Genomic DNA, 20,279 nt, shown 5'->3' with positions numbered 1-20,279 from the left:
AGGATTTATCCATTCCATCAGGCTTGAAGAAATTACTTGTGGCATTCGTCAATTGTCATATCGCCCTCTAAATTATCTAAAAACGGAAAAGCATATAACGCCGAGCGTTGCAAATCCGCCTTAAAGCGTTTTTTATAGCGAGACTCCCAGCCAGCACTACGCTGCTATGAGTTTATTAAAAATAGACGTTAGTTCATGTGATCTTGGTGCGTCATTAAAGATGTGGCAAACCTCTAAAGCAGTTAGAAATGAAAGCACTAAAGTTTGTCTCAATAACCACTCAATTTGCAGCTCTGAGTGTCCACCTGCGATTCGACTACCTTTGTCACGGCTAGCTGACTGATAAAGCCCTCCGTGAGTAAAATCGTGGAGGTGAGTTTTAATTTCAGCCATTAGCTCGGAAAGATGAGCATGACGATAGCCTTGTGTTTGTTCCAATTGTTCAAATAGCACTTTGGTACCAGGTGGCTCTCTTCCAGCCATGAATTTTGACAGTTGAGACTCTGACGCACACCTAAATAACCAAATACCTCGCAAAAACGCGTCTCTTTGAGGGCGAAGCAATGCGAACGCAGAACCATGAAAACCAAGTCTAACAAGCTTCACAATTGCTGCATTGTGCTCCAGAGCCAAATGCAACAATGCTAAAGGTACAACCTTCTTGTGTTCTGGGTTTAACTCCATTCCATGAAGCAAAGACTCATAGCTTTTAACCCAATTTTCTGCTGACTCTAATATCATCGTTTATCCTGCGCTATAACATCCGCTTAAGGGGCAGCCAACGCTACTACCAAGCTTCCGCACAACACTGTAATCACAAAAACCGACGCATTATAAAAATACCGCGAGTTGGTAGTCCCTATGTGAAACGTTTGTTAAGCCGATGGGACACTTTTATGCCTGTAACAACAGTTATTATCGGCAATAAGTTCTTCATTCTTTATCGCTTCATTAAGCATTCTAAGTAATGAAAATTGCAACTGATGTCTAAGTGAATTATTGCAAGGGCACTCGTCTTGGTGGTCGACTCGCTTCCAGACATTATGATTGTTTTTATAGATCCAGCCAACATTAGTGCCCACACCAGCAACAATATTACTTGGATGAGAAACGACTAACCCAGATACCGAAATATATCCATCATCATCAACCGAAACATGTATCCCTTTCTCATAAATATATTCCTCTTGCGCCTCCACTATTTTCACCAAGCCATCAATCTCAACAACAAAGTCACCATGCCTTTTCAGAGCCTCACTAACAAGAACTAAATCAAATTCTTCATTGGTATTGGCGTAGTAGGCGAATTGTGGGAGTTTATAAAAAATCAGATCCTTAAATGGATTGTCCGAATCATTTCTATTGTCAGAAACCCAGAAATTCTCGTATAGAGTAACATTTGGAGGAAGGTGCTTTATAAAGTTATCTTCATAATCTGGGATTACTAAGCCTCTTCGAAACGTAGGTATCGGGCCGTCGATATTAATTTTTTCCCAAGGTAAACTTAAAAGTGTTTTTAAAACAAAGTCTTCATTGCTCGATGGGAAGACGTCCGAGACATCGTGTATTAGATTTTTCTCACAATAGTCTTTCAAGACACTGCTCGGAACTTCGATGTGTGACGCAATAACTTGAGGAGGCAACCGGCCGTTCAAGTTCCCAACCAAACATGCTTGCTGAGCGTCAAATCTAAGCCTTCCTTCATCGCCTTGCATTAAAGTGAGATCATGAATCTTTATATCTAAGGTTTCTAATGCTAAGCAATCGATTATATAGATATGACCGTTCCCTTCATGCTGACTATATTTGGCATTATTGTGAACCAGCCATACAGGGTTCTCATGTATATCTTCACTCATATGAATAGACTTAGATTCTTCATATGCATTTGTTGCAAACCAACATGCTATTGAAGAAGACTTAGTTAAATCTACGTAGAATGATCTCCAGCCATAATGTTGCAGTATTGCTTGAGACAACTCTAAGTCTATATCAAAGTAGTCGACACCAGAGAAGCCACGAATCATAGCTTTAGCATAATGAGTCCACTTGAACATAACATCAGGAATACAGCCATGTCTGCTGAAAGATGTAGGAATGCTTGTGCACCCTTTAGAATCCACAAAATGCTTTACTTGTCCGCGAAATAAGTAACCCTTTTTATACTTTGAAAAATGAGCCTCTAACTCATCTACGCTTTTAATAAAATTAGTCATAGAACTCAACCTTGCCGACCTAGCTCGCTTAAGTGGTGAACAACGCAATACGATGTTTCCGCACACCACCCAAATCACTAAAGTTAACGCATGTTAAAAATGCCACGCGTTGTTAATCCGTCTTATAGTGTTTGTTAGTTTTGTACTTAAAATATTGTATAGGACAATCCTGTACCCCTAATCTCACTAGTTATTCTAACGCTCACAGATAGTTCAACACCAAACTCATCGGCATATTTATCAACGCGCGTATAGGTTTCCTCCTCAGAAGCTGAAGCATGAACGCCTAAGCACCACATACTACGCAAATCATTCTCAGCGTTACGAACTAACCAAACCTTACAAACATCTTCCATCATTCCTCGAATACAGGAAGACATAACTTGATTCTGTTTGATTTCCAAGGCTATGTATTGATCTAGCGCTGTGCACTTTTTACGAAGCACGAAATCAATTATCATGTTTTTTCTATGACGAGCCGATCTTTTATCAATTGTGTATGGATACTCTCGCCACCATTCAGCTACTTCCAAATGACTATCAATAAAAACCGAAAATTCGATTTGAAGCCAAATTTCCCAACCTGTAATTTCATTATATTCAATGTGTTTTAGCCGATCACGAATGTGCTTTTGGCTAAAAAACTGGTTAGCTAACTCGCTTATAAATTCAAAATCTTGCTTCATTTTGGAGAATCTTTCCTCGAAGAAACTAACAGTATCTTTTAACTAGGCACATTCCATATAAATGCAGAGAAAAATGCCGAATAGGGTTACTTATCATACAAAACTAATTACATATTTAGTCATTAGAAAAAATAGGTCAAATCATGACAGAGGAAGTATGTCCTACATCTTAGGTTGACACACAATGGGGCATTAATAATTTAGGCATACTTTCAATTTTTCAAATAGACACATTTGTAATCTGCGAAGTCGGGGTTCATACTAAAACTTAGATAATCTAAGTTTTAGGGTTGCAATGGATACGGACATCGAAGTTTACTCTGATGAATCTCTCGAAAGCTTTTTACTACGCTTAAGTAAGTTTCAAGGCTACGAGCGGTTTGCTCATTTCGCTGAAGACATTTGGCAAACTACGTTATTGCAACATGAGGCTATTCCCGGCGCATTTCCTTTCGAGTTAAGTCGAATCAACATCTATAAAGCTCAAACAACGAGCCAAATGCGAGTTCGAGTACTTATAGATTTGGAAAAGCGGCTGAAATTTAACGACTTTGGCGTTCTACGGCTATCGCTTGCTCATTCGAAGGCAAGTTTCTCTCCAGATTATAAAGCGGTAAATCGCTATGGTGCTGATTATCCTCAAGCCTTTCTTAGAAAAAACTTCACACCTGTTTGCCCTAAATGCCTAGACGAAGCTGCTTATATTCGTCAATTGTGGCATTTCATTCCCTACCAAGTTTGCCATAAACACCACAGTCAACTCGTTCAACGATGCCCTGAATGTGGAAAATTATTGGACTACCAATCGTCAGAGTTAATTGAGCAGTGTGAATGTGGATTTTCCTTATTTAATGGCGAGCCAGAGAAGGAAAGTGGCTCTACTTTAATCGTTGCACAGTGGCTAGCAGGGGAGAAGCCCGTAGAATCAGGATTAATGAGTCAGGATCTCACTCAATCAAGTCGGTTTGGATTTCTGCTTTGGTATATCAACCGATATGGTGAACTTGATGATATTAGTTTTGATGACTTTGTTGAGTGTTGTAAATCTTGGCCGAACAAGCTCTATGCAGATTTAGATTCAATTGTGCAGAAGGCTGCCATAGTGCGAATCCAGACTTGGAACAAAACCTACTTCAGTGAAGTGTTTGGTGACTTGTTGAAAGAGTGTCGCAGCCTACCAAGTCGTGAACTTAGTAAAAATCCGGTGCTGCAAAGTGTAGTTCTATATTTCAGAACTTTAATCGCTAATAATCCTAAAGTGAAATCAGCAAACATAGGTGATGTATTATTAAGCACTTTAGAAGCTTCTACATTGCTTACATGTACCACAGAAGAAATATATCGCCTGTACCAGTTTGGACAGCTTAAAGCTCAACACACGCCCAAGTTGCAGAGTAAAATAGAAAACCATCACTCTGTTTTCACTCTTCGTAGCATTATCGAGCTCAAGTTATCCAGTATGTGTAGTGAAACTGATGGTTTAAATCATTATTTGCCAGAGTGGTAAGCCATGAGAACTTTGCAAGATTTAATCGATATTGAAGACTCTAAGCTCCGGTTTACAGAGATCAAAAAAACCTTCATGCCGTATACACGACCAGTAGAAGTTGATGGGAATGAAAAACAGGCGTTAATTGTGTTACTCAATCTTTCATTGAGTAAACCGGAAGTGAAAGACTGGCTCGATTTTCCTCGCGCTTTGGGTTATTTCGCCGATTCAGATAACTTATCGGCGGCTAAACAAGAAATTCAGTGGTTTCATACCCATAATCTCAAGTTTCCAGATTGTCGAGTATCAGAGCAGCGAATTATAGCTACACCTCTGTACACTGAGACTCCGACACTCACGAGTCAGGCATTAAACAGAGCTTATGGCTGGGCGCACAATTCCGCTGTTTATAAACATACTATCTGGTTATTAAATGAATTCCGGTGGCGTGGAAGAGTGGAAAATTTGCTGAATCTCATTCGTGCTGGTGATGATTTTTGGTTGGAACTTTTAGCTGATATGGGATTAAAACCGAAAGCACAAACGCAGCTTAAAGATCTCATTGAACATCAGTTACCGTTGACTCATTTTCCCGACGAAGTGAACCGCTATAGCAAACAGCTCCGTTTCCCTTGGAGGGGGGATTACCTATCAGTAACCCCTGTGGTTAGCCATGCTATACAGCAGCAACTCTCTGTTTTGTCTCGTCAAGGTGAATGTTCTCTTCGCTTTAAAACAATGACCTATCCAAATTCAGCTAGTATTGGAAATTTATGTGGTTCACTGGGTGGATATATAAATGTACTCAATTATCCGATTGACGTAATTGCGAATCGACATCAAACACTCGGTGCAAGCCGCAGTAGAACCAAGCGCTACTTTGATGATTTTCAGTTAACGTCAAAAAGTACCTGTAGTGTATTGGCTCATCTGACAGGTTTTGAACAACCTCAAATGCGCAAAGCGCAGAAACATGTTCGCCAGTATCAACTGAAAATTATACGTAAACAAATCGCTTTATGGTTACTCCCGCTTATTGAATTACGGGATAATTCAATCACTGATCCAATTGGCTTTTATGATGAAGCAGATGATGAACTGGCGAAGCGATTCTTGACCATCAATGAGCTTGATTTTATAGAGCTCACAACCAGCTTAAATCAGCGCTTGAATATAGCTTTACAGAACAACCGCTTTGCTTCTCGTTTTGCCTACCATCCCAAACTGATGCGTGTGTTAAAAACAGAGCTTATTTGGGTGCTAACTCAGCTAAGTCAACCTGAACCAGAACCTCCTACTGTTTCTGATAGTAAAGTGCAGTATCTTTACCTTTCATCTATGAGAGTATTTGATGCTGCTGCAATGAGTTGCCCGTACTTATCTGGTGCGCCTTCATTAACGGCGGTGTGGGGATTTGTTCATCGTTACCAGAGAGAGCTACAAGATTTGCTATCTGATGGAGAAGGGCAATTCGAGTTTAAAGACTTTGCTATTTTCGTTCGTAATGAGTCAGTTCAAACAAGCGCAAAGCTCTCCGAACCCAGTGTAATAGCAAAAGCTCGGAGTATTTCACAAGTTAAGCGAACCACTATCATTCGTGAAGATTGCTCGGATTTAATATTCGATATTGTAATTACAATAGAAAGTGAACAGCGAATTTCAGATTACCAAAGCCAGTTTAAAGCTGCATTACCAACTAATTTCGCTGGAGGGGTTTTGTTTCAACCCGAGATTAACTCAGGGGTTAATTGGTTAAGAACCTTTGTAAGTAAGTCAGAATTGTTCCAAGCGGTGAAAGGTTTACCGGGCTATGGTACTTGGTTGTCACCAGATTCTTTTCAGCCTCAAAATCTGGCTGAGTTACGAGAGTGTTTAACTAATGATTGTTCGTTAATTCCCGTAGCAAACGGCTTTCATTTTCTAGAGTCACCACAGGAACGGAAGGGGGCATTGACGAAACTGCATTGTTATGCGGAAAACAACATTGCTTTAGCAAAACGGGTTAATCCTATCGAAGTAAGATTTGCCGGAAAAGATCACTTTTTTGAGCAGGTTTTTTGGTCGCCGGATGTGGAAGAGCAGACTATCCTTATAAAAAACAAAAGGATTTAGTCGCTTATGGAACTCTGTAGTCAGTTGAATTATGTTCGCTCGTTATCACCTGGCAAAGCATATTTTTATTATCTCGATGAAAATAATAAGATGCGCCCACTTCAGATAGACCGGACTTATCACCGGTCTCCTAAAAGTGGTTATTCAGAAGCTTATGCTGGCGACTTAAAAGCGAAAAATGTAGCACCGCAAGACCTTGCACTTTCAAATATTCAATTTTTAGAACACTGTTATGTCCCTCCGGGAGTAGATGATATCTATTGTGCCTTCTCGTTAAGAGTCCGAGCTAACTCATTATCACCAGAAGTATGTGTTGATAATGAGGTCCGAGACACTCTCTGTAGTCTTGCTGTGATATATAAAAAATTGTTTGGATATCATGAGCTTGCAAGGCGTTACGCTAAAAATATTTTGATGGCGACGTGGGTTTGGGAGCGTAATAGAGATTGCCGGAACATTGAGGTACAAGTCATTACAGAAGCGCTAAAATGGAAAATTGCTGATGTTAGATATCTAGACTGGTATGGAGATTGGGATATTGCTTCGCAAACAGCCTTAGATGAGCTTACCGATTATCTAACTAAAGCGTTATCAGATCGTTCGGGCTACTTTAATATGGATATTAAAGCCAGATTGTCTGTTGGATGGGGTGATGAAATATACCCAAGCCAAGAATTCTTAGATGTAAAAGAAGTAGGGAAACCAGCCAAACAGTTAGCTAAGATTGTCGTGAACGGAGAAGAATCAGCAGCCTTTCATTCGCAGAAAGTTGGAGCCGCGATTCAACGAATCGATGACTGGTGGGATGAAAATGCCGATAAGCCGTTACGAGTTAACGAATATGGTGCAGACAAAGAATATGTAATTGCAAGGCGGCATAGTTCACAACATCGGGACTTCTATTCTTTGATTTCAAAAACAGAAAGCTACATTGAAACGATGCTAGAAACGAATCTGATTCCAGATGATGTCCACTTTATCATGGCAGTATTAACTAAAGGTGGAGTGTTCAGCGGTGCAAGCAAGAAAAGCAAGAAGGATGAGTAATGGGATCTCGCTATTATTTTTCTATTCGATATATTCCTGAATATGCTGACAATGAACTATTAGCAGGTCGGTGTATTTCGAATATGCATGGCTTTCTTTCTCATGAACGCAATAAGCCATTCAAAAACAGTGTCGGTATCTGTTTCCCTTTATGGAATGAACAAACCGTTGGCAGTGTAATCACTTTTGTCTCAACCAATGAAAGTATCCTCACAGGCCTATCGTACCAACCCTACTTCTCTACAATGATGAACGAAAACCTCTTTGAAATCTCAGATATTAATGTTGTTCCTGAAGACGTAGAGGAAGTTCGATTTGTGTTCAATAAAACGATTCAAAAGATCTTCAACGGTTCTAAAAAGCGAAGAATTAAACGAGCTATGAGGCGTGCAGAGGAGTTTGGACATACATTCACACCTATATCAGTTGAAGAACGGGAGTTTGAGTTGTTCCACGAAATACCTATTAGTAGTCAATCATCAGGGGATGAGTTTGTTTTGCATATACAACGTCAATGCCTTATGGATGAGGAAATACAGCAGGGCTTTAATGGTTATGGTTTTGCATCAAATAAGCTATGGCAAGGAACAGTCCCAATGGTTGCTATTTAACCTTGTTTTTTATGGTAACGAATTAGTTACTATAAATCATATAGTTATGATTATGTGTACCAAAGAAGGTTATTTGATTCAAAAGTGAATTCTAACTAAGCATTTCAATTGATTAGAGACTATTCTTTATAGTGTTCCGCCGAGTAGGCGGCTAAGAAAGCCATTTTGCATTCACGAGCGTATTCATGTGTGTGTTCCGCCGAGTAGGCGGCTAAGAAAGTTAGCCACAAACGACTGAACGTTCGCCATCTGTGTTCCGCCGAGTAGGCGGCTAAGAATAGGGCAGGAAGTAAGCAACCCATATCCGCTGGGCTAGCGGTAAATTAAGCCAGTTAAAAAACCACGGGTGAAGATCTGTGGTTTTGTTTTTGTGGATGCCTAGATTTTGTGCGCTAAATTGGAATTGCCCCAAAGTCAGTTAGCCTCAGATTTAGGACACACTTCTTTTGTCATTATTTGACCTATTTTTTCTAATAATTGAATATGTAGTAAGTTGTGTATGGGATATTATACCGACACTGTCTTCATTTTAAATTTTGTATTTATTTTTAATCAAATAAAACAATGAGATAAGTGATTTTATTCGGCATTTATCTTTACACTTGTATGGAAGGTGTCTAGTTAAAAGATACTGTTAGCCGTCTTCGGAAGATTAAACATAATTAAGTGGAAATTGGTATGACCATATTGGATAAAAAAGAGATATTTCGTGTAGAAGAATCTAACTTGACATTTGAACAATTAGTTAATGAAGCAGCTCCTGAGATATCCTCTGGCTTGAAGAAGAAAAGTGTCGTAATTCTCCCTTCACATGGTCATGACGATGTGTTTTACGCGGGAACATTAGATACATTGGACTTCTTAAATGAAAATGGAATCAATACTGATGTATATGCTTCTGATGAAGAATATAAAGAACTAGGTTTACACGGTGCAGAGTTTTGGCTTGGTACATTCATAATTAAGAGCATTGTAGTTCCAGTATTTTGTGGTGTGATTTCTTCATATATCTACGACAAACTAAAAGCTAAAGATGATGACAACATTGCACTGAAATTTATGGTGGAAAACAAAGAAGGAAAAACCACTGCTATAGAGTTTAATGGTAAGGTGGAAAATTTAAGTAAAGCTATAGATGCAGTGAAGAGTTTGAGCGATGAAGATTGAGCTAACAACTATAGATGACACTGAAACTAATGGAATAAAAAAAATTATAGAATATCTTGAGGCGGAGAAACAATCTGCTATTGATAATGGTGACGAAGATAAGGCTAATAGCTGTTGGTTAAACCTAGAATCTCTGGATTTGAATATCTTGTTTATTAAGGCGTTCAATAACATAAAGCTTAAAAATTATAGACAAGCTTGGAATGAGCTAGAACAGTGTGAAATCAAAGAGAACTATATTAGAGAAAACTCTTACAAAGATCATATCGTTGCGTCAAGATTAGATTTTATCAAGAACAAGGTTTCTAAATGGCAATCTCTTTATCCATATTGTTTATTCTGTAGTCCAGGGTTTAAGGTTGGCTATTATTCTTGCGGTATCTGTGGTCACAAAGTAAAGCCTAGATCTCGATGTGAACATAAAAAGGGCAAGGTATATAATGGCCAGTTATGTGTACATGAAGCACACGATATGGAGATGCTCGAAATTTCTATCGTAACAAAGCCTGTCCAAAAATATTCAGTGATGCACGATGACTCAACTTTAGACTTCACGCTTTTGGAACGTTTAGCTAGTTTCTTAGATAATGCATTTGAAGATTGGGATGTGCGGTGGACGAAAATGAAATTCCCTATTGCACGATTTAGCAGCGTTTCTAAGGAAGACAAATGTCCTTGCAAAAGTGATAAAAATTTTGAAGCATGCTGCATGGGTAAGGAAGAGGTTGAAATTCCACATGTGGATTTTCTTTTTTCAAAACCATTACCGAGTGATGCAGAAAATATAGTGTTCCCCTACGACAACGGCTAACAAACGACTATGGCCTCAACATATTTTTCCTAATCTCACAGAAATGCTATAGCGCATCAGTTCTAAAACATTTCTGTCCATCATGGTGCTGGCTGCGGCTTTAGAACACGTCCTACCCCTAAATGAGCTATGCATCAAAGCTTATGTATCGATGACCATGTAACTTTGATTTATAAATAGTAATGAGTGGAAAGTAGTAAGACCTAACTCCACTAATAAAGCTAGATAGGCAGTACCAACTAACTAGCTATAACCTATACCTCTGTTCATTAGGGATAAATTTAGATGGCGACAAACAAAAACCAACATTATGTTCCACAATGTTATCTTCGAAGGTTCTCTTCCGCTGATAATCGCGTATCTATCAACTTAATGAATATTGATAGAGCAAAGTTTGTCACTAACGCTCCCATAAAAGGCCAATGTTCGAAGGACTACTTCTATGGAAAAGACCTACGTTTAGAAAAAGCTCTTCAACCTATTGAAAATAATTTAGCAAGAGTGCTGGATTCAGTGTCTAGAGATGGGTATGAACTGACCAATGAAGATTCTCAGTTTCTGCTCCACTATTGGATTTTGCAACAGCAGCGTACCGAGGCGACATCAAAGCGTTACGTTGAAATGGCTGAAGAATTAGCTGATGCAGCCAACATTTCTGCTCAAGAGTTTAAAATTGAAATGGAACAAGCAGTGCAAGATTCCATCGCTATGTTTCTAAAAGTTAGAGGGCATCTTGATGACTTGAAGGTCTGTCTTGTGAGGAATGAGACAGATATTGAGTTTATCACTTCAGATGACCCAGCAGTACAAGCAAGTAGACTGAACATGCTAACTTTAAGGCAAACTGGTAGAGGTTTCGGCTTAAGTAGTTCAGGTCTGCTTGTTGCCCTTCCTCTAACTCCGAAAATCCAACTTATTGCCTATGACTCTGACATTTACCAAATAACATCTAGTAAAGGATGGGTCAGAGCAAGGCAAGAGCAAGATGTTAAGTTTTTTAATCAATTGCAAATACTGAACTGTCGTGCAAATCTGTTCGTATCTTGCTCGTCTCAGCAGGAGCACTTAAGTAATCTACTTCAAATTTCTCTCGAGCATAGACCTTTATCTAAGTTTAAAATCAATTACCTAGTCCTTGATGATTCAGATATAGGACAAGAGGTATATAGAGTTATTGATAGGGATGAGTTTCAAAACCATCCTAGGGGAATAGTTCATCAAGAGGCACATTACCCAACCCCTTCAATATGGGCCAGCTTTCTAAGACTAAAAGCTAGAAAATTAGCATATTCAAATGGCTCCGCAATCGGGCTAATTCGCGGTATGCACGCTAGGATGCACCCTGATTCAAACTTTAAAAAGGCAAAGCTGTAACTCATAGCATCCTACTTAAGACATTCTCCATTCTAGATTGTATTGGCCGAAAATATTTGGCCACGTACTTGGAGATTCACCATACATAGGCTAATCCGTATTTCGCCAATTTAGTAAAAATCCCTAAAACGTTTATGTCCAATTCTGTGCTGCGGGTAAAATTTGTTCTCAAAGATCCTGAGCCAAAAGTGATTGTTCATATGCTGGCTGACAGCTCGGTTAATTTACAATTGCGGGCATGGGCACCAACGGACAAGTACTGGGATACTTATTGGGCAATTCAAGAGCAGATCAAATCAAGAATTGAAGAGGCTGGCTTATCCATACCGTTTCCACAGCGTGATCTCAATATAAAGTGGACTGACAAAATTCCGGTTAAGCGTTAAGACTCTAGGAGGGCATTTGCATTCAATACATTGAAAAAGATGTATTTGCCCCAATGATATAAAGTATGAAAACGAGCTTATTTTCTCTTATGCGAAATCTGACGATATTGCTATTTGTCGGTTTGTTAGTGTCTGTTTATTCTGGTGTTGTAGAGAATACAACCTGGAAGGCCTTCGCTCACACTCATACAGAGAGTGAAAGCAAGACTCAACAAGTCGAACAGTTCGATTTTCATATTTCTATTTCCGCAACGAATACCAATAAAGCTCAACATGATAGGTCATCGAATGATGGCTTATGGTATGCACCTGCCGTTAATCAGCGTTGCATCAGTATGTCGGGATCTTCGTTTGAAAATGACTATCCCGAATACATGCTTGCAACAGAAATCCTACTGCCAGATGTGCCTGAACTGTGTCATGGATATGCCGTTGCATTACCAGATTACCCTTGGACTCTATTCCATCCCGGGCGAGGTCGCCTAAACGGTTGGAAAGAGTCAAACTTGCAGTACCGCTTCATCCATCATATCTGACGTTTTTGTCTCAACGCTTTTAAGCAAACAACTCTGTATCGGGTATTCCTAGAATCACCTCATGCGTAGGTGAGGCTCGGCTACCTGCTGTTCGGCTATGCCGTAAGCTCAACGAGACAAAGAGCAAATATGTCAATCAATTCTATTTTTAATACGTCTACTAAGCGACGTACCTCAGCGTTGCCCAATCGCAACGCCAAATGGAAATACTTAGTATTAATCACTACTCTCATCATTATGGCGCTGAGCGCTATTCCTACTTGGTATGGTGAAGATGCGGCGATTCAAATACCGGTGTCTGCAGACTTAAATCTTGACGCTGAGTCGATTAATCGTGTGCTCATTCAAGAAAATGTACCGGTAAAAAAAATCAACTCGAACCAGCAAGCCACTCAGGTGGTTTTGGCTGACGCGAATCTGCAAGCGAAGGCAAAAGATATCCTCGCCAAGCATGCGTTACAGCCTGAAAAGCTGACTCTGTCATTAAGCCCTTCAGCTCCAGATTGGTTGCTCAACCTCGGGTTTGCGCCAATAAAGCTTGGATTGGATTTACGTGGTGGCGTTCAGTTTTTGTTAGATGTTGATACGACTCCTGTGTATAGGCTGCAAGCCGAAGCGGCCGCCAACGCTCTACGAGATTTTGCTCGTACCCAAGGCATCAGAGGGCTACAACTCAGCTCTATCAACGAAGAACAGTTGCAACTTACTGTACCCACTGAGGCAAGACCGGCGCTGAGAACGTTTGTTGCCAGTCAATTGTCGCAATGGCAGATGGTTCGTGATGGACAAAAGTTAAAACTTCAGCTTGATGCAAAAGAAAAAAGCGACTTGCAAACCAGAACTGTGCAGCAAAACCTACAGATTATGAGGAGCCGTATTGAAGAGCTAGGGGTGACAGAAGCGTTAGTTCAACGAGAGGGCGAAAATCGCATTCGTATTGAGTTACCGGGAGTACAAGATCCTGCGGTGGCGAAAGAGGTGATTGGCTCTACGGCAACGCTCGCCTTTTATGAAGTACTTCCAACTCGTGGTGCCAATACTCAGTTCATCAACAATGCGCAAGGGGAGCGTGTCGTGGTGGGCAAAACGCCCGTTTTGACCGGAACGCATATTCTCGATGCGAGATCCGGTGCCGGAGAGCTAGGGCAAGCCGAAGTGAATATCACCTTAGATAGTGAGGGCGGAAAGCAGATGACGACATTTTCCAAAACTCATATCGGTAAGCCGATGGCGACGGTATTCAGTGAATATGGTCGTACGCCTAACGGCACGCTGACTCAGAAAAATGAAGTGATTAGCGTCGCGACCATTCAATCTGTGTTGTCTGAGCGATTTAGGATCACGGGTGTTGGTACGCATCAACAGGCTCAGCAATTGGCTTTGTTGCTCCGTGCCGGATCGATGACGGCACCGGTGACTATTGTTGAAGAACGTACTATTGGTCCAAGTTTAGGTGCTGAAAACATTGAAAATGGATTTGCAGCGTTGGCGCTTGGCTTGGCGAGCACATTGTTATTTATGGCACTTTGGTATCGTCGTTTAGGTTGGATCGCGAACATCGCTTTGCTCGCCAATATGGTTCTGTTGTTTGGGTTAATAGCATTGATACCAGGAGCGGTTTTAACCTTACCCGGTATTGCAGGGTTAGTACTCACTGTCGGTATGGCGGTTGATACTAATGTCCTTATTTTTGAACGAATACGCGACAAACTCAAAGAGGGAAGAAGTTTTGCCAATGCTATAGACCGTGGGTTTGATAGTGCGGTTTCAACAATCTTTGATGCAAATATTACCACTATGATCACCGCTGTGGTGCTTTATGCCATCGGTAATGGTCCAATCAAAGGTTTCGCTTTAACGCTTGGGCTCGGTTTGCTAACCAGCATGTTCACCGGCATTTTTGCCTCTCGTGTCCTTGTTAATCTTGTTTATGGACGTAATTCATCGCGTGATGTGAGGGTTTAATATGGAAATCAAATTCACCAGTTTCTGGCGTTATACCTGTAGTGCTATCTCTATTTTGCTTATGGTGGTATCGATAGGTGTCATCGCCTTTAAAGGTCTGAATTGGGGGCAAGACTTCACCGGTGGAATTGTCAGTGAGATACGTCTTGATAAGCGTATTGAAGAGCCAGTTCTGAGAGCCACGCTTAAACAAAATTATGGTAGTGAAGTTTTCTTGATTGCGACAGGTGAGCCTCAGCGTTGGGTGCTACGTTATCCTGTTACGACGAAGGAGAATGTGAATCTATCTGAACTATCGGCACAGTTAGACACCAATGTTGAGACACTCAATACCAGTATTGTTGGACCACAAGTTGGTCAAGAGCTGGCAGAGCAAGGTGGCCTCGCGGTGCTTATCGCTATCCTATGCATTCTTGGCTATTTGTCGTTTCGTTTTGAATGGCGCTTAGCCAGTGGGGCACTGTTTGCTCTCGTTCACGATGTTGTGTTTGTGGTTGCCTTTTTTGCACTGACGCAAATGGAGTTCAACCTAACGGTACTTGCTGCTGTTTTGGCAATACTGGGGTATTCGTTGAATGACTCGATTATTATCGCTGACCGAATACGTGAGTTGTTAATTAGAAAACCGGATGTTCCTTTAGCCGAGGTCAACAATATGGCCGTAATGGCGACGTTCTCTCGTACTATGGTGACATCAGGTACCACGTTATTGACCGTTGCAGCGCTGTGGATTATGGGCGGAGAACCTCTGCAAGGATTTTCGATTGCTATGTTCATTGGTGTTCTGACCGGAACATTTTCTTCGATTGCAGTGGGAACATCGTTGCCAGAATGGTTGGGATTAACAAGTAAGCACTATCAATCACCATCTTTAGTTAAAGATATTTAATTAGAAGTGTTTTGATATGAGAAATAGGGTAGTGATGCGATCGCTGCCCTATTTCCGAGTTGTCATCATATAAGTCAAACCAGTAGCTTGCGTTTTGTAGATAACATATATCTGAAGCTTGATGTGATGTGGGAGAGAGAACGGGCATTAGACCAACCGTTCTCTTAGCAAGTCTTTGCCCCAAAGTTGCTTAGACTTTTTACTCATTCACACCCTGTTCATGGGCTTTTGCAATACTAAAAGTTATCCCTTCTTCTCATGCTGTTCGCTGTTAATCCCCGAGATGTAATACGGGGTGAAAGTCTGTACAAACGAATAGATAACCAAATATAAATATGCATTTATATACACACATATCAATGCGCAATAAGTGTCTTATAGGTTAGAATCAATTACTTTCTAGATATATAGGACTTGAAGTTTGAAGTGGATAGCGCAACTACTTGATTTTGGTTATGTAATTTTTCAGCGCCGACTTTCAGGTTCGCGCTATCTTATGGGCTTAGGCATAAAGCTCTTTACTCTTACGGCTATTGGCTCACTTGCATTTCAGTTTAGCAATGGTGAATACTCATTCGTCATTGATACAGCGTCTGACTCAACATATGAAATTGCGACGTTGGTAGGTGTTTATGTCTCAATAGTAATGATCGTCGTAGGATTCTTCTTTGAAGTGTACTCAATGCTATTTGGTGAGTCAGCCTCAAAGAACAGAGCAAAGAGTATCGATTTAAGAAGCTTAGATGGGGCTGCCGCTCCAACCCTGTGCAGCAGTTTTAGTTCCACAATCGAACCAGCTGGGTTACATGATGACCTTTTCATGTGGAAGTCTAGAAAGCAGACTCTTGAGGACTGGTTAAAAGAATCATGCGCCAAACTTCAGAAGTTTTACGACGAATCACTTCAGAAATTAAATGGCTTTGAACCAAACAAGCCACTCGCTTTAGGAGCTATAGCTCATGTTCCGCATTGCTTTACTTTAGGTTACTTGGTTGGAAATAAGCGTCTGGTAAATTACTACTGCTGGAACCGTGATAACAAGAAGCAACACAAGGAACTATGGTTAGACTGTCGAGATGCTAGAAGTAGAGGTCAAAAATTAGAGTGCTCAGAAATTATGGAAAAGCCGGAGGTCCTAGATTCTCAGGTAACAAAGCTAGGCATTTCGATAGAAGTCTCTTTTGATAATGACTTAAAGACCTTTTTTGAAAATCTAGAGTTAGATCGCGCTATTGCTTATAGAGTTGAAAGTAGAAACGTTGGAAATATGTTCTCAGATGTAGAGCAATCAAACTTTGTTGCCTCCCTTAGAACCGAAATAAATAACACCCTTCTTAAGAAGTTCCCCTACGTTACTGAAGTTCATTTGACCCTTATGGCTCAAGCCTCGCTAATCATGCGCATAGGGGCGGAGTTTAATCAAAATCACCTTAGTCAACAGATAAACGTACACCACTTCGATGGTGCTGGTTACCCTTGGTCAATACAAATAAACAAAGACCAAGAAATTAGTTATTTAATTAAGTAAGGAAACCATGTGAGACATCAAAAAATATTTACTGAATTCCTAACAGAAGTGGTCAATCTCAATCAAGCTCGAATTAACAAAGTCACTACCACTTCGGCGTCTGTTGAGAAGTATGTAAAAGATCACGACGATTTTAAAGGGATTTTTAGGAACACCTCGCCTCAGGGGTCATACGGACATAGGACGATTATCAAGCCAGTTAAAAACAAAGAGTTTGACGCTGATATAGTCTTCTTTATGGACGAAAATGATAATTGGGAGCCTAAAGACTACATAACAAAACTTCATCAGGCTTTTAAGGGGTCAAGTATCTATAAAGATATGGTTCACTATAACACGCGTTGTGTTTATCTTGATTATTCAGGTGATTTTCACATCGATGTTGTTCCATGTATTGTACGAGTAACAGAAACCGTTTTCGGTAATCATACACAATATTTGATTGCGAATAGACACACCAATGAGTTTGAACTTACTGACCCTGAATCATACAAGAAGTGGGTCGCCGACAAGAATTCAGTGGTAGGTAACAACAACCTCATTAAATGTATTCGCCTTATCAAGTATCTTCGTGACATAAAAACTACGTTTTCATGTAAATCAATACTTTTAACCACTCTGATTTGTAATATGGTTCAAGACTACGAATCTAATAGTGATCACTTCAAAGATATTGCTACCACCTTAAAGACAATTTTTACCCGCTTGGATGATTATTTAAGTTTTAACGATTCAATGCCAGAAATAGTCAATCCAGTACGAACCGAAGAAACGTTTACTCGTCACTGGAATGAAGAAAAGTATACGATTTTCAAAACAAAGATCGGCAATTATAGAACTTGGATAGAAGATGCATTTGATGAAACAGATCGAACTGAATCTATTAAAAAATGGCGCCGTGTGTTCGGAGATAGTTTTCATTCTATTACAAAGAAATCAGCCACAGCAGCTACCTATGATGAAATTTTGGACGAAGCAAGTCAGCCTAACTTCCCTATTCGTCCTCACTGCGCGCACCACAGATGGGAAGAAGTGGAGAACGTTGGTAGTGTCAACTTAGATGTTGAGTATCGTAATAAAAATAGCGTCAATCCGTTCGCTAGAGCTGTCCAACAAATTATTTTTGGCAAGAACTATTCGCTTAAGTTCACGGTTACAGATGATATTCCTCCCGGCTCAGACGTATATTGGCAAATTACTAACACTGGAGAAGAAGCGAGTAGATTAGGTCAATTACGAGGTGGGTTTGAAATCGGTGGAAAAATCAAAGAAGAAACAACCTCTTATAAAGGGAATCACTTCGTAGAGGCATTTGTTGTTAAAGACGAGGTGCTTTTAGCAAGAAGTGGTAAGCTCGTCGTCCCTATCAATTGATAGATATAAGGCTCGCATTAGCGAGCCTTTTCCTTCTAGAACCTGACCAATTCACCGCCAGCCACTCACGTTGACTCCATTTCTTTTCTCCTAAAAGCGGACATTTCTATCGAGGTTTGACAGTACGAAGGCGTATAAACTGGAACTATTTTTTACTCTTAGTATTCCTTGTTACCTCTGTTTGACCAAATCTAACTAATACCACATTATGTGCTTGGTTGATTATCGTTCTTACTTGTCTGCAATCGAAAGGAAGAAATTGGGTCAGAGTCAGTTAATAATGAGTAGTGGTTAAACGATGGAAAAGGAATACAAGTGCAAAACGAACTGAAGGTACTTAAAGGTCATCCGTCAGGTTTATCGGACGCAGAATTGGCAGAATGGCTTTCTTTATGCCTCTCAAATGGAAAACTATTAGCTTATGCTTATGCCAAACATATCTTCAAGGTTTATGAGCAGAGTGAAGAACCGTCGCAGTTAATGGTAGGCGATTTAGGTACGAAAGCTGTATCCGTTCTAAAGGTGCTGTCTAAGAAGAACATGCTTAAACGTATAGAGCTTCCTTATGACGTATTAGTAGAAAGTAAGACCTCACAATCTGACTGGACGCTGCTAGAAGCGAAAGTCAAAGATATTACTGCTCTAAAGAAAGCAAGGGATGAACTATTTGGCCAAGGTCGAGGCAAAGCAATATCACCCCTTACGGCTTCTAAGGTATGGCATGATGCTGGAGGAAGGTGTATGTACCGGGGGTGTGGCCAAGATCTTGGCTCTACTCCTTTAACAACACAAAATGCAAGGATTGCATATTTGGCTCACATTGTAGCTTCCGATCCAGATGGACCGAGAGGGGATGAGAGCTCTCATGCACTATCAGACTCTCCAGAAAACATCATGCTTATGTGTGACGGTCACCATAGACTCATAGATAGGATAGATGTAGCTGGACATCCAGCATCCGATTTACAACATATGCGCGATGTACATACTGCCCGAGTTAATTTGTTATTGGGTAGTTTGCAGTATCCCACCGTACAACTCATAACTCTACTCGCTGACTTAGCTCAAGTACCAACAAATGTATCCAAAACAGAACTTTGCAGTTCTGCACTTAGCCGAAATCTTGGTCCACTCCCAGAAATCAAACACATGCTCCGAAGAACACAGCGAGATGACCGAGGACGTTTTGGGTTTTGGGGGCATTTTCTTCATGAGCATGAGTCAGATATACGAGAATTAATTAGCTTCACAAGTAACAAACCATCTCAGAAATCATCTATGACACCTGAATCTCTAGGAATTTTCCCGCTGCATTTGGTTCCTGTACTAGTTCTGGCTGGAAGGATTATCGGTGAAGCTAGGCATGTAGAAATTTTCCAATATGATCGAATCGCAAAAACTTGGCACTGGCCAAAGGAGTCTCCGATCTTAACCTCGCAGTTTAATATCTCGTATGAAGTAGATGACGATTCTTGCCAGGAAGAAGCAATCCTTTCTTTCGAACTCACAGCAAAGTTAGACACCAATGCTCTTCCCGAAGAATTGGCTAGAACAGTTAGAGATAAGAAAATAGGTTGGATTAGAATCACTAATACTGACCCCAACCCCAACTGCATTAACTCAAAAGAACAATTAGATAATTTTTCAAATCTTGCTAGGCAAGCCATAAGGACAATTCAAGATTCATGGCGCTCTAAGGTGATACATGTTTTCGGTGTCTCCCCAGCCAGTACACTTTTCAAATTTGGCCAAATGTTACAAGCAGGGAATCATTCAGTATGCAGAGTCTACGATAGACCTGATGGTTCAAATATTTTCGTCCCCGCTTTAGATATAACTGGAAATGATGTTAGGTCAGTCGGTGCTAACTCCGATCAGCAACATCAAATAAGTCTCAGATAAAGGATATCAAAGTAACAATTACACAAATTTCAGGACAGCCTCGATTTATACGGTGTAGATTTTCAATTACAGCCTATTTTTTGTGGCATACCAGATAGATTCCAGCCAGAGCATGTATTCCCGTACGTTACGAATACATATTTTAAATATGTCGTTGTCAAATTGGCGGTTGAAAAATGTACATGA

16 protein-coding genes, 1 pseudogene and 1 CRISPR repeat array are annotated in these 20,279 nt (G+C 40.4%); of the genes and pseudogenes, 14 read left to right on the top strand and 3 right to left on the bottom strand.

All coding sequences use genetic code 11. The annotated features are described in order from the left end of the window. Positions 1-156 precede the first annotated feature (156 nt). The 3 genes from L3V23_RS01970 to L3V23_RS01955 all read right to left on the bottom strand — a co-directional run bounded on the left by L3V23_RS01970 (position 157) and on the right by L3V23_RS01955 (position 2,902). On the bottom strand, positions 157-741 hold the full coding sequence (locus tag L3V23_RS01970; RefSeq protein ID WP_042479844.1) for a hypothetical protein: 585 nt from the start codon (positions 739-741) through the stop codon (positions 157-159). A gap of 134 nt (positions 742-875) precedes the next feature. Then, on the bottom strand, positions 876-2,216 hold the full coding sequence (locus L3V23_RS01960; protein WP_237291872.1) for an FRG domain-containing protein: 1,341 nt from the start codon (positions 2,214-2,216) through the stop codon (positions 876-878). Between the two features lie 146 nt (positions 2,217-2,362). After that, a complete protein-coding gene (locus L3V23_RS01955) occupies positions 2,363-2,902 on the bottom strand; it encodes a hypothetical protein (RefSeq protein ID WP_042479840.1) in 540 nt (179 codons plus the stop codon). Positions 2,903-3,197: 295 nt separating this feature from the next. On the opposite strand from L3V23_RS01955, the gene L3V23_RS01950 reads away from it, so the two are divergent. From L3V23_RS01950 to L3V23_RS21400, 14 genes and pseudogenes are all read left to right on the top strand, one after another. Next, positions 3,198-4,409 carry a TniQ family protein gene (locus L3V23_RS01950; RefSeq protein WP_237291871.1) on the top strand — a complete coding sequence of 404 codons (1,212 nt, stop codon included), beginning with the start codon at positions 3,198-3,200 and terminating at the stop codon, positions 4,407-4,409. A gap of 3 nt (positions 4,410-4,412) precedes the next feature. Beyond that, positions 4,413-6,503 (top strand): type I-F CRISPR-associated protein Csy2, encoded by a 2,091-nt coding sequence (locus L3V23_RS01945; protein WP_237291870.1) that lies wholly within the window; start codon positions 4,413-4,415, stop codon positions 6,501-6,503. 6 nt (positions 6,504-6,509) lie between these two features. Continuing rightward, positions 6,510-7,550 carry a type I-F CRISPR-associated protein Csy3 gene (csy3, locus tag L3V23_RS01940; protein WP_237291869.1) on the top strand — a complete coding sequence of 347 codons (1,041 nt, stop codon included), beginning with the start codon at positions 6,510-6,512 and terminating at the stop codon, positions 7,548-7,550. Next, positions 7,550-8,161, top strand: a complete 612-nt coding sequence (cas6f, locus tag L3V23_RS01935; RefSeq protein WP_237291868.1) for a type I-F CRISPR-associated endoribonuclease Cas6/Csy4 — start codon at positions 7,550-7,552, stop codon at positions 8,159-8,161. The genes csy3 and cas6f overlap by 1 nt, the downstream gene beginning before the upstream one ends. Positions 8,162-8,291: 130 nt before the next feature. Then, positions 8,292-8,439: direct repeats of the CRISPR family, unit length 27 nt; unit sequence GTGTTCCGCCGAGTAGGCGGCTAAGAA. A gap of 400 nt (positions 8,440-8,839) precedes the next feature. Continuing rightward, positions 8,840-9,328, top strand: coding sequence for a hypothetical protein (locus L3V23_RS01930; protein WP_237291867.1), 489 nt, complete (start codon positions 8,840-8,842; stop codon positions 9,326-9,328). After that, the gene (locus L3V23_RS01925; RefSeq protein ID WP_237291866.1) at positions 9,318-10,139 is read left to right on the top strand and encodes a hypothetical protein; all 822 of its coding nucleotides are present in this window, start codon (positions 9,318-9,320) and stop codon (positions 10,137-10,139) included. The genes L3V23_RS01930 and L3V23_RS01925 overlap by 11 nt, the downstream gene beginning before the upstream one ends. A 285-nt stretch (positions 10,140-10,424) precedes the next feature. Then, complete coding sequence (locus tag L3V23_RS01920; protein WP_237291865.1) at positions 10,425-11,513, top strand: DUF4238 domain-containing protein; 1,089 nt, start codon at positions 10,425-10,427, stop codon at positions 11,511-11,513. A 158-nt stretch (positions 11,514-11,671) separates the two neighbouring features. After that, a pseudogene (locus L3V23_RS01915) lies at positions 11,672-11,899 on the top strand (mechanosensitive ion channel family protein); the annotation flags it as partial. A 65-nt stretch (positions 11,900-11,964) separates the two neighbouring features. Continuing rightward, entirely contained in the window at positions 11,965-12,435 is a 471-nt protein-coding gene (locus tag L3V23_RS01910) for a hypothetical protein (protein WP_102968796.1), read from the top strand. 129 nt (positions 12,436-12,564) lie between these two features. After that, entirely contained in the window at positions 12,565-14,400 is a 1,836-nt protein-coding gene (gene secD / locus L3V23_RS01905) for a protein translocase subunit SecD (protein ID WP_237291864.1), read from the top strand. A 1-nt stretch (position 14,401) separates the two neighbouring features. After that, positions 14,402-15,289 (top strand): protein translocase subunit SecF, encoded by an 888-nt coding sequence (gene secF / locus L3V23_RS01900; protein ID WP_102968794.1) that lies wholly within the window; start codon positions 14,402-14,404, stop codon positions 15,287-15,289. Between the two features lie 421 nt (positions 15,290-15,710). Continuing rightward, positions 15,711-16,817 carry an SAVED domain-containing protein gene (locus tag L3V23_RS01895; protein WP_237291863.1) on the top strand — a complete coding sequence of 369 codons (1,107 nt, stop codon included), beginning with the start codon at positions 15,711-15,713 and terminating at the stop codon, positions 16,815-16,817. A gap of 9 nt (positions 16,818-16,826) precedes the next feature. Further along, positions 16,827-18,191, top strand: coding sequence for a cyclic GMP-AMP synthase DncV-like nucleotidyltransferase (locus tag L3V23_RS21405; protein WP_237291862.1), 1,365 nt, complete (start codon positions 16,827-16,829; stop codon positions 18,189-18,191). 315 nt (positions 18,192-18,506) lie between these two features. Continuing rightward, positions 18,507-20,093 (top strand): SAVED domain-containing protein, encoded by a 1,587-nt coding sequence (locus tag L3V23_RS21400; protein WP_237291861.1) that lies wholly within the window; start codon positions 18,507-18,509, stop codon positions 20,091-20,093. Positions 20,094-20,279: the final 186 nt, after the last annotated feature.

Origin of the sequence: Vibrio sp. A1-b2 (assembly GCF_021726015.1) — a bacterium.
Lineage (GTDB): Bacteria > Pseudomonadota > Gammaproteobacteria > Enterobacterales > Vibrionaceae > Vibrio > Vibrio diazotrophicus.
The sequence above is the reverse complement of the archived record's forward strand: the minus strand, read 5'-3'. Positions and strand labels throughout refer to the sequence as shown.

Bases quoted from the DNA above. Each gene is read 5' to 3' on its own strand.
- L3V23_RS01950 (WP_237291871.1), top strand. From the start codon at position 3,198: ATGGATACGGACATCGAAGTTTACTCTGATGAATCTCTCGAAAGCTTT.
- L3V23_RS01945 (WP_237291870.1), top strand. From the start codon at position 4,413: ATGAGAACTTTGCAAGATTTAATCGATATTGAAGACTCTAAGCTCCGG.
- cas6f (WP_237291868.1), top strand. From the start codon at position 7,550: ATGGGATCTCGCTATTATTTTTCTATTCGATATATTCCTGAATATGCT.
- L3V23_RS01920 (WP_237291865.1), top strand. From the start codon at position 10,425: ATGGCGACAAACAAAAACCAACATTATGTTCCACAATGTTATCTTCGA.
- csy3 (WP_237291869.1), top strand. From the start codon at position 6,510: ATGGAACTCTGTAGTCAGTTGAATTATGTTCGCTCGTTATCACCTGGC.
- L3V23_RS01910 (WP_102968796.1), top strand. From the start codon at position 11,965: ATGAAAACGAGCTTATTTTCTCTTATGCGAAATCTGACGATATTGCTA.
- secD (WP_237291864.1), top strand. From the start codon at position 12,565: ATGTCAATCAATTCTATTTTTAATACGTCTACTAAGCGACGTACCTCA.
- L3V23_RS01955 (WP_042479840.1), bottom strand. From the start codon at position 2,902: ATGAAGCAAGATTTTGAATTTATAAGCGAGTTAGCTAACCAGTTTTTT.
- L3V23_RS01930 (WP_237291867.1), top strand. From the start codon at position 8,840: ATGACCATATTGGATAAAAAAGAGATATTTCGTGTAGAAGAATCTAAC.
- L3V23_RS01925 (WP_237291866.1), top strand. From the start codon at position 9,318: ATGAAGATTGAGCTAACAACTATAGATGACACTGAAACTAATGGAATA.
- secF (WP_102968794.1), top strand. From the start codon at position 14,402: ATGGAAATCAAATTCACCAGTTTCTGGCGTTATACCTGTAGTGCTATC.
- L3V23_RS01960 (WP_237291872.1), bottom strand. From the start codon at position 2,216: ATGACTAATTTTATTAAAAGCGTAGATGAGTTAGAGGCTCATTTTTCA.
- L3V23_RS01970 (WP_042479844.1), bottom strand. From the start codon at position 741: ATGATATTAGAGTCAGCAGAAAATTGGGTTAAAAGCTATGAGTCTTTG.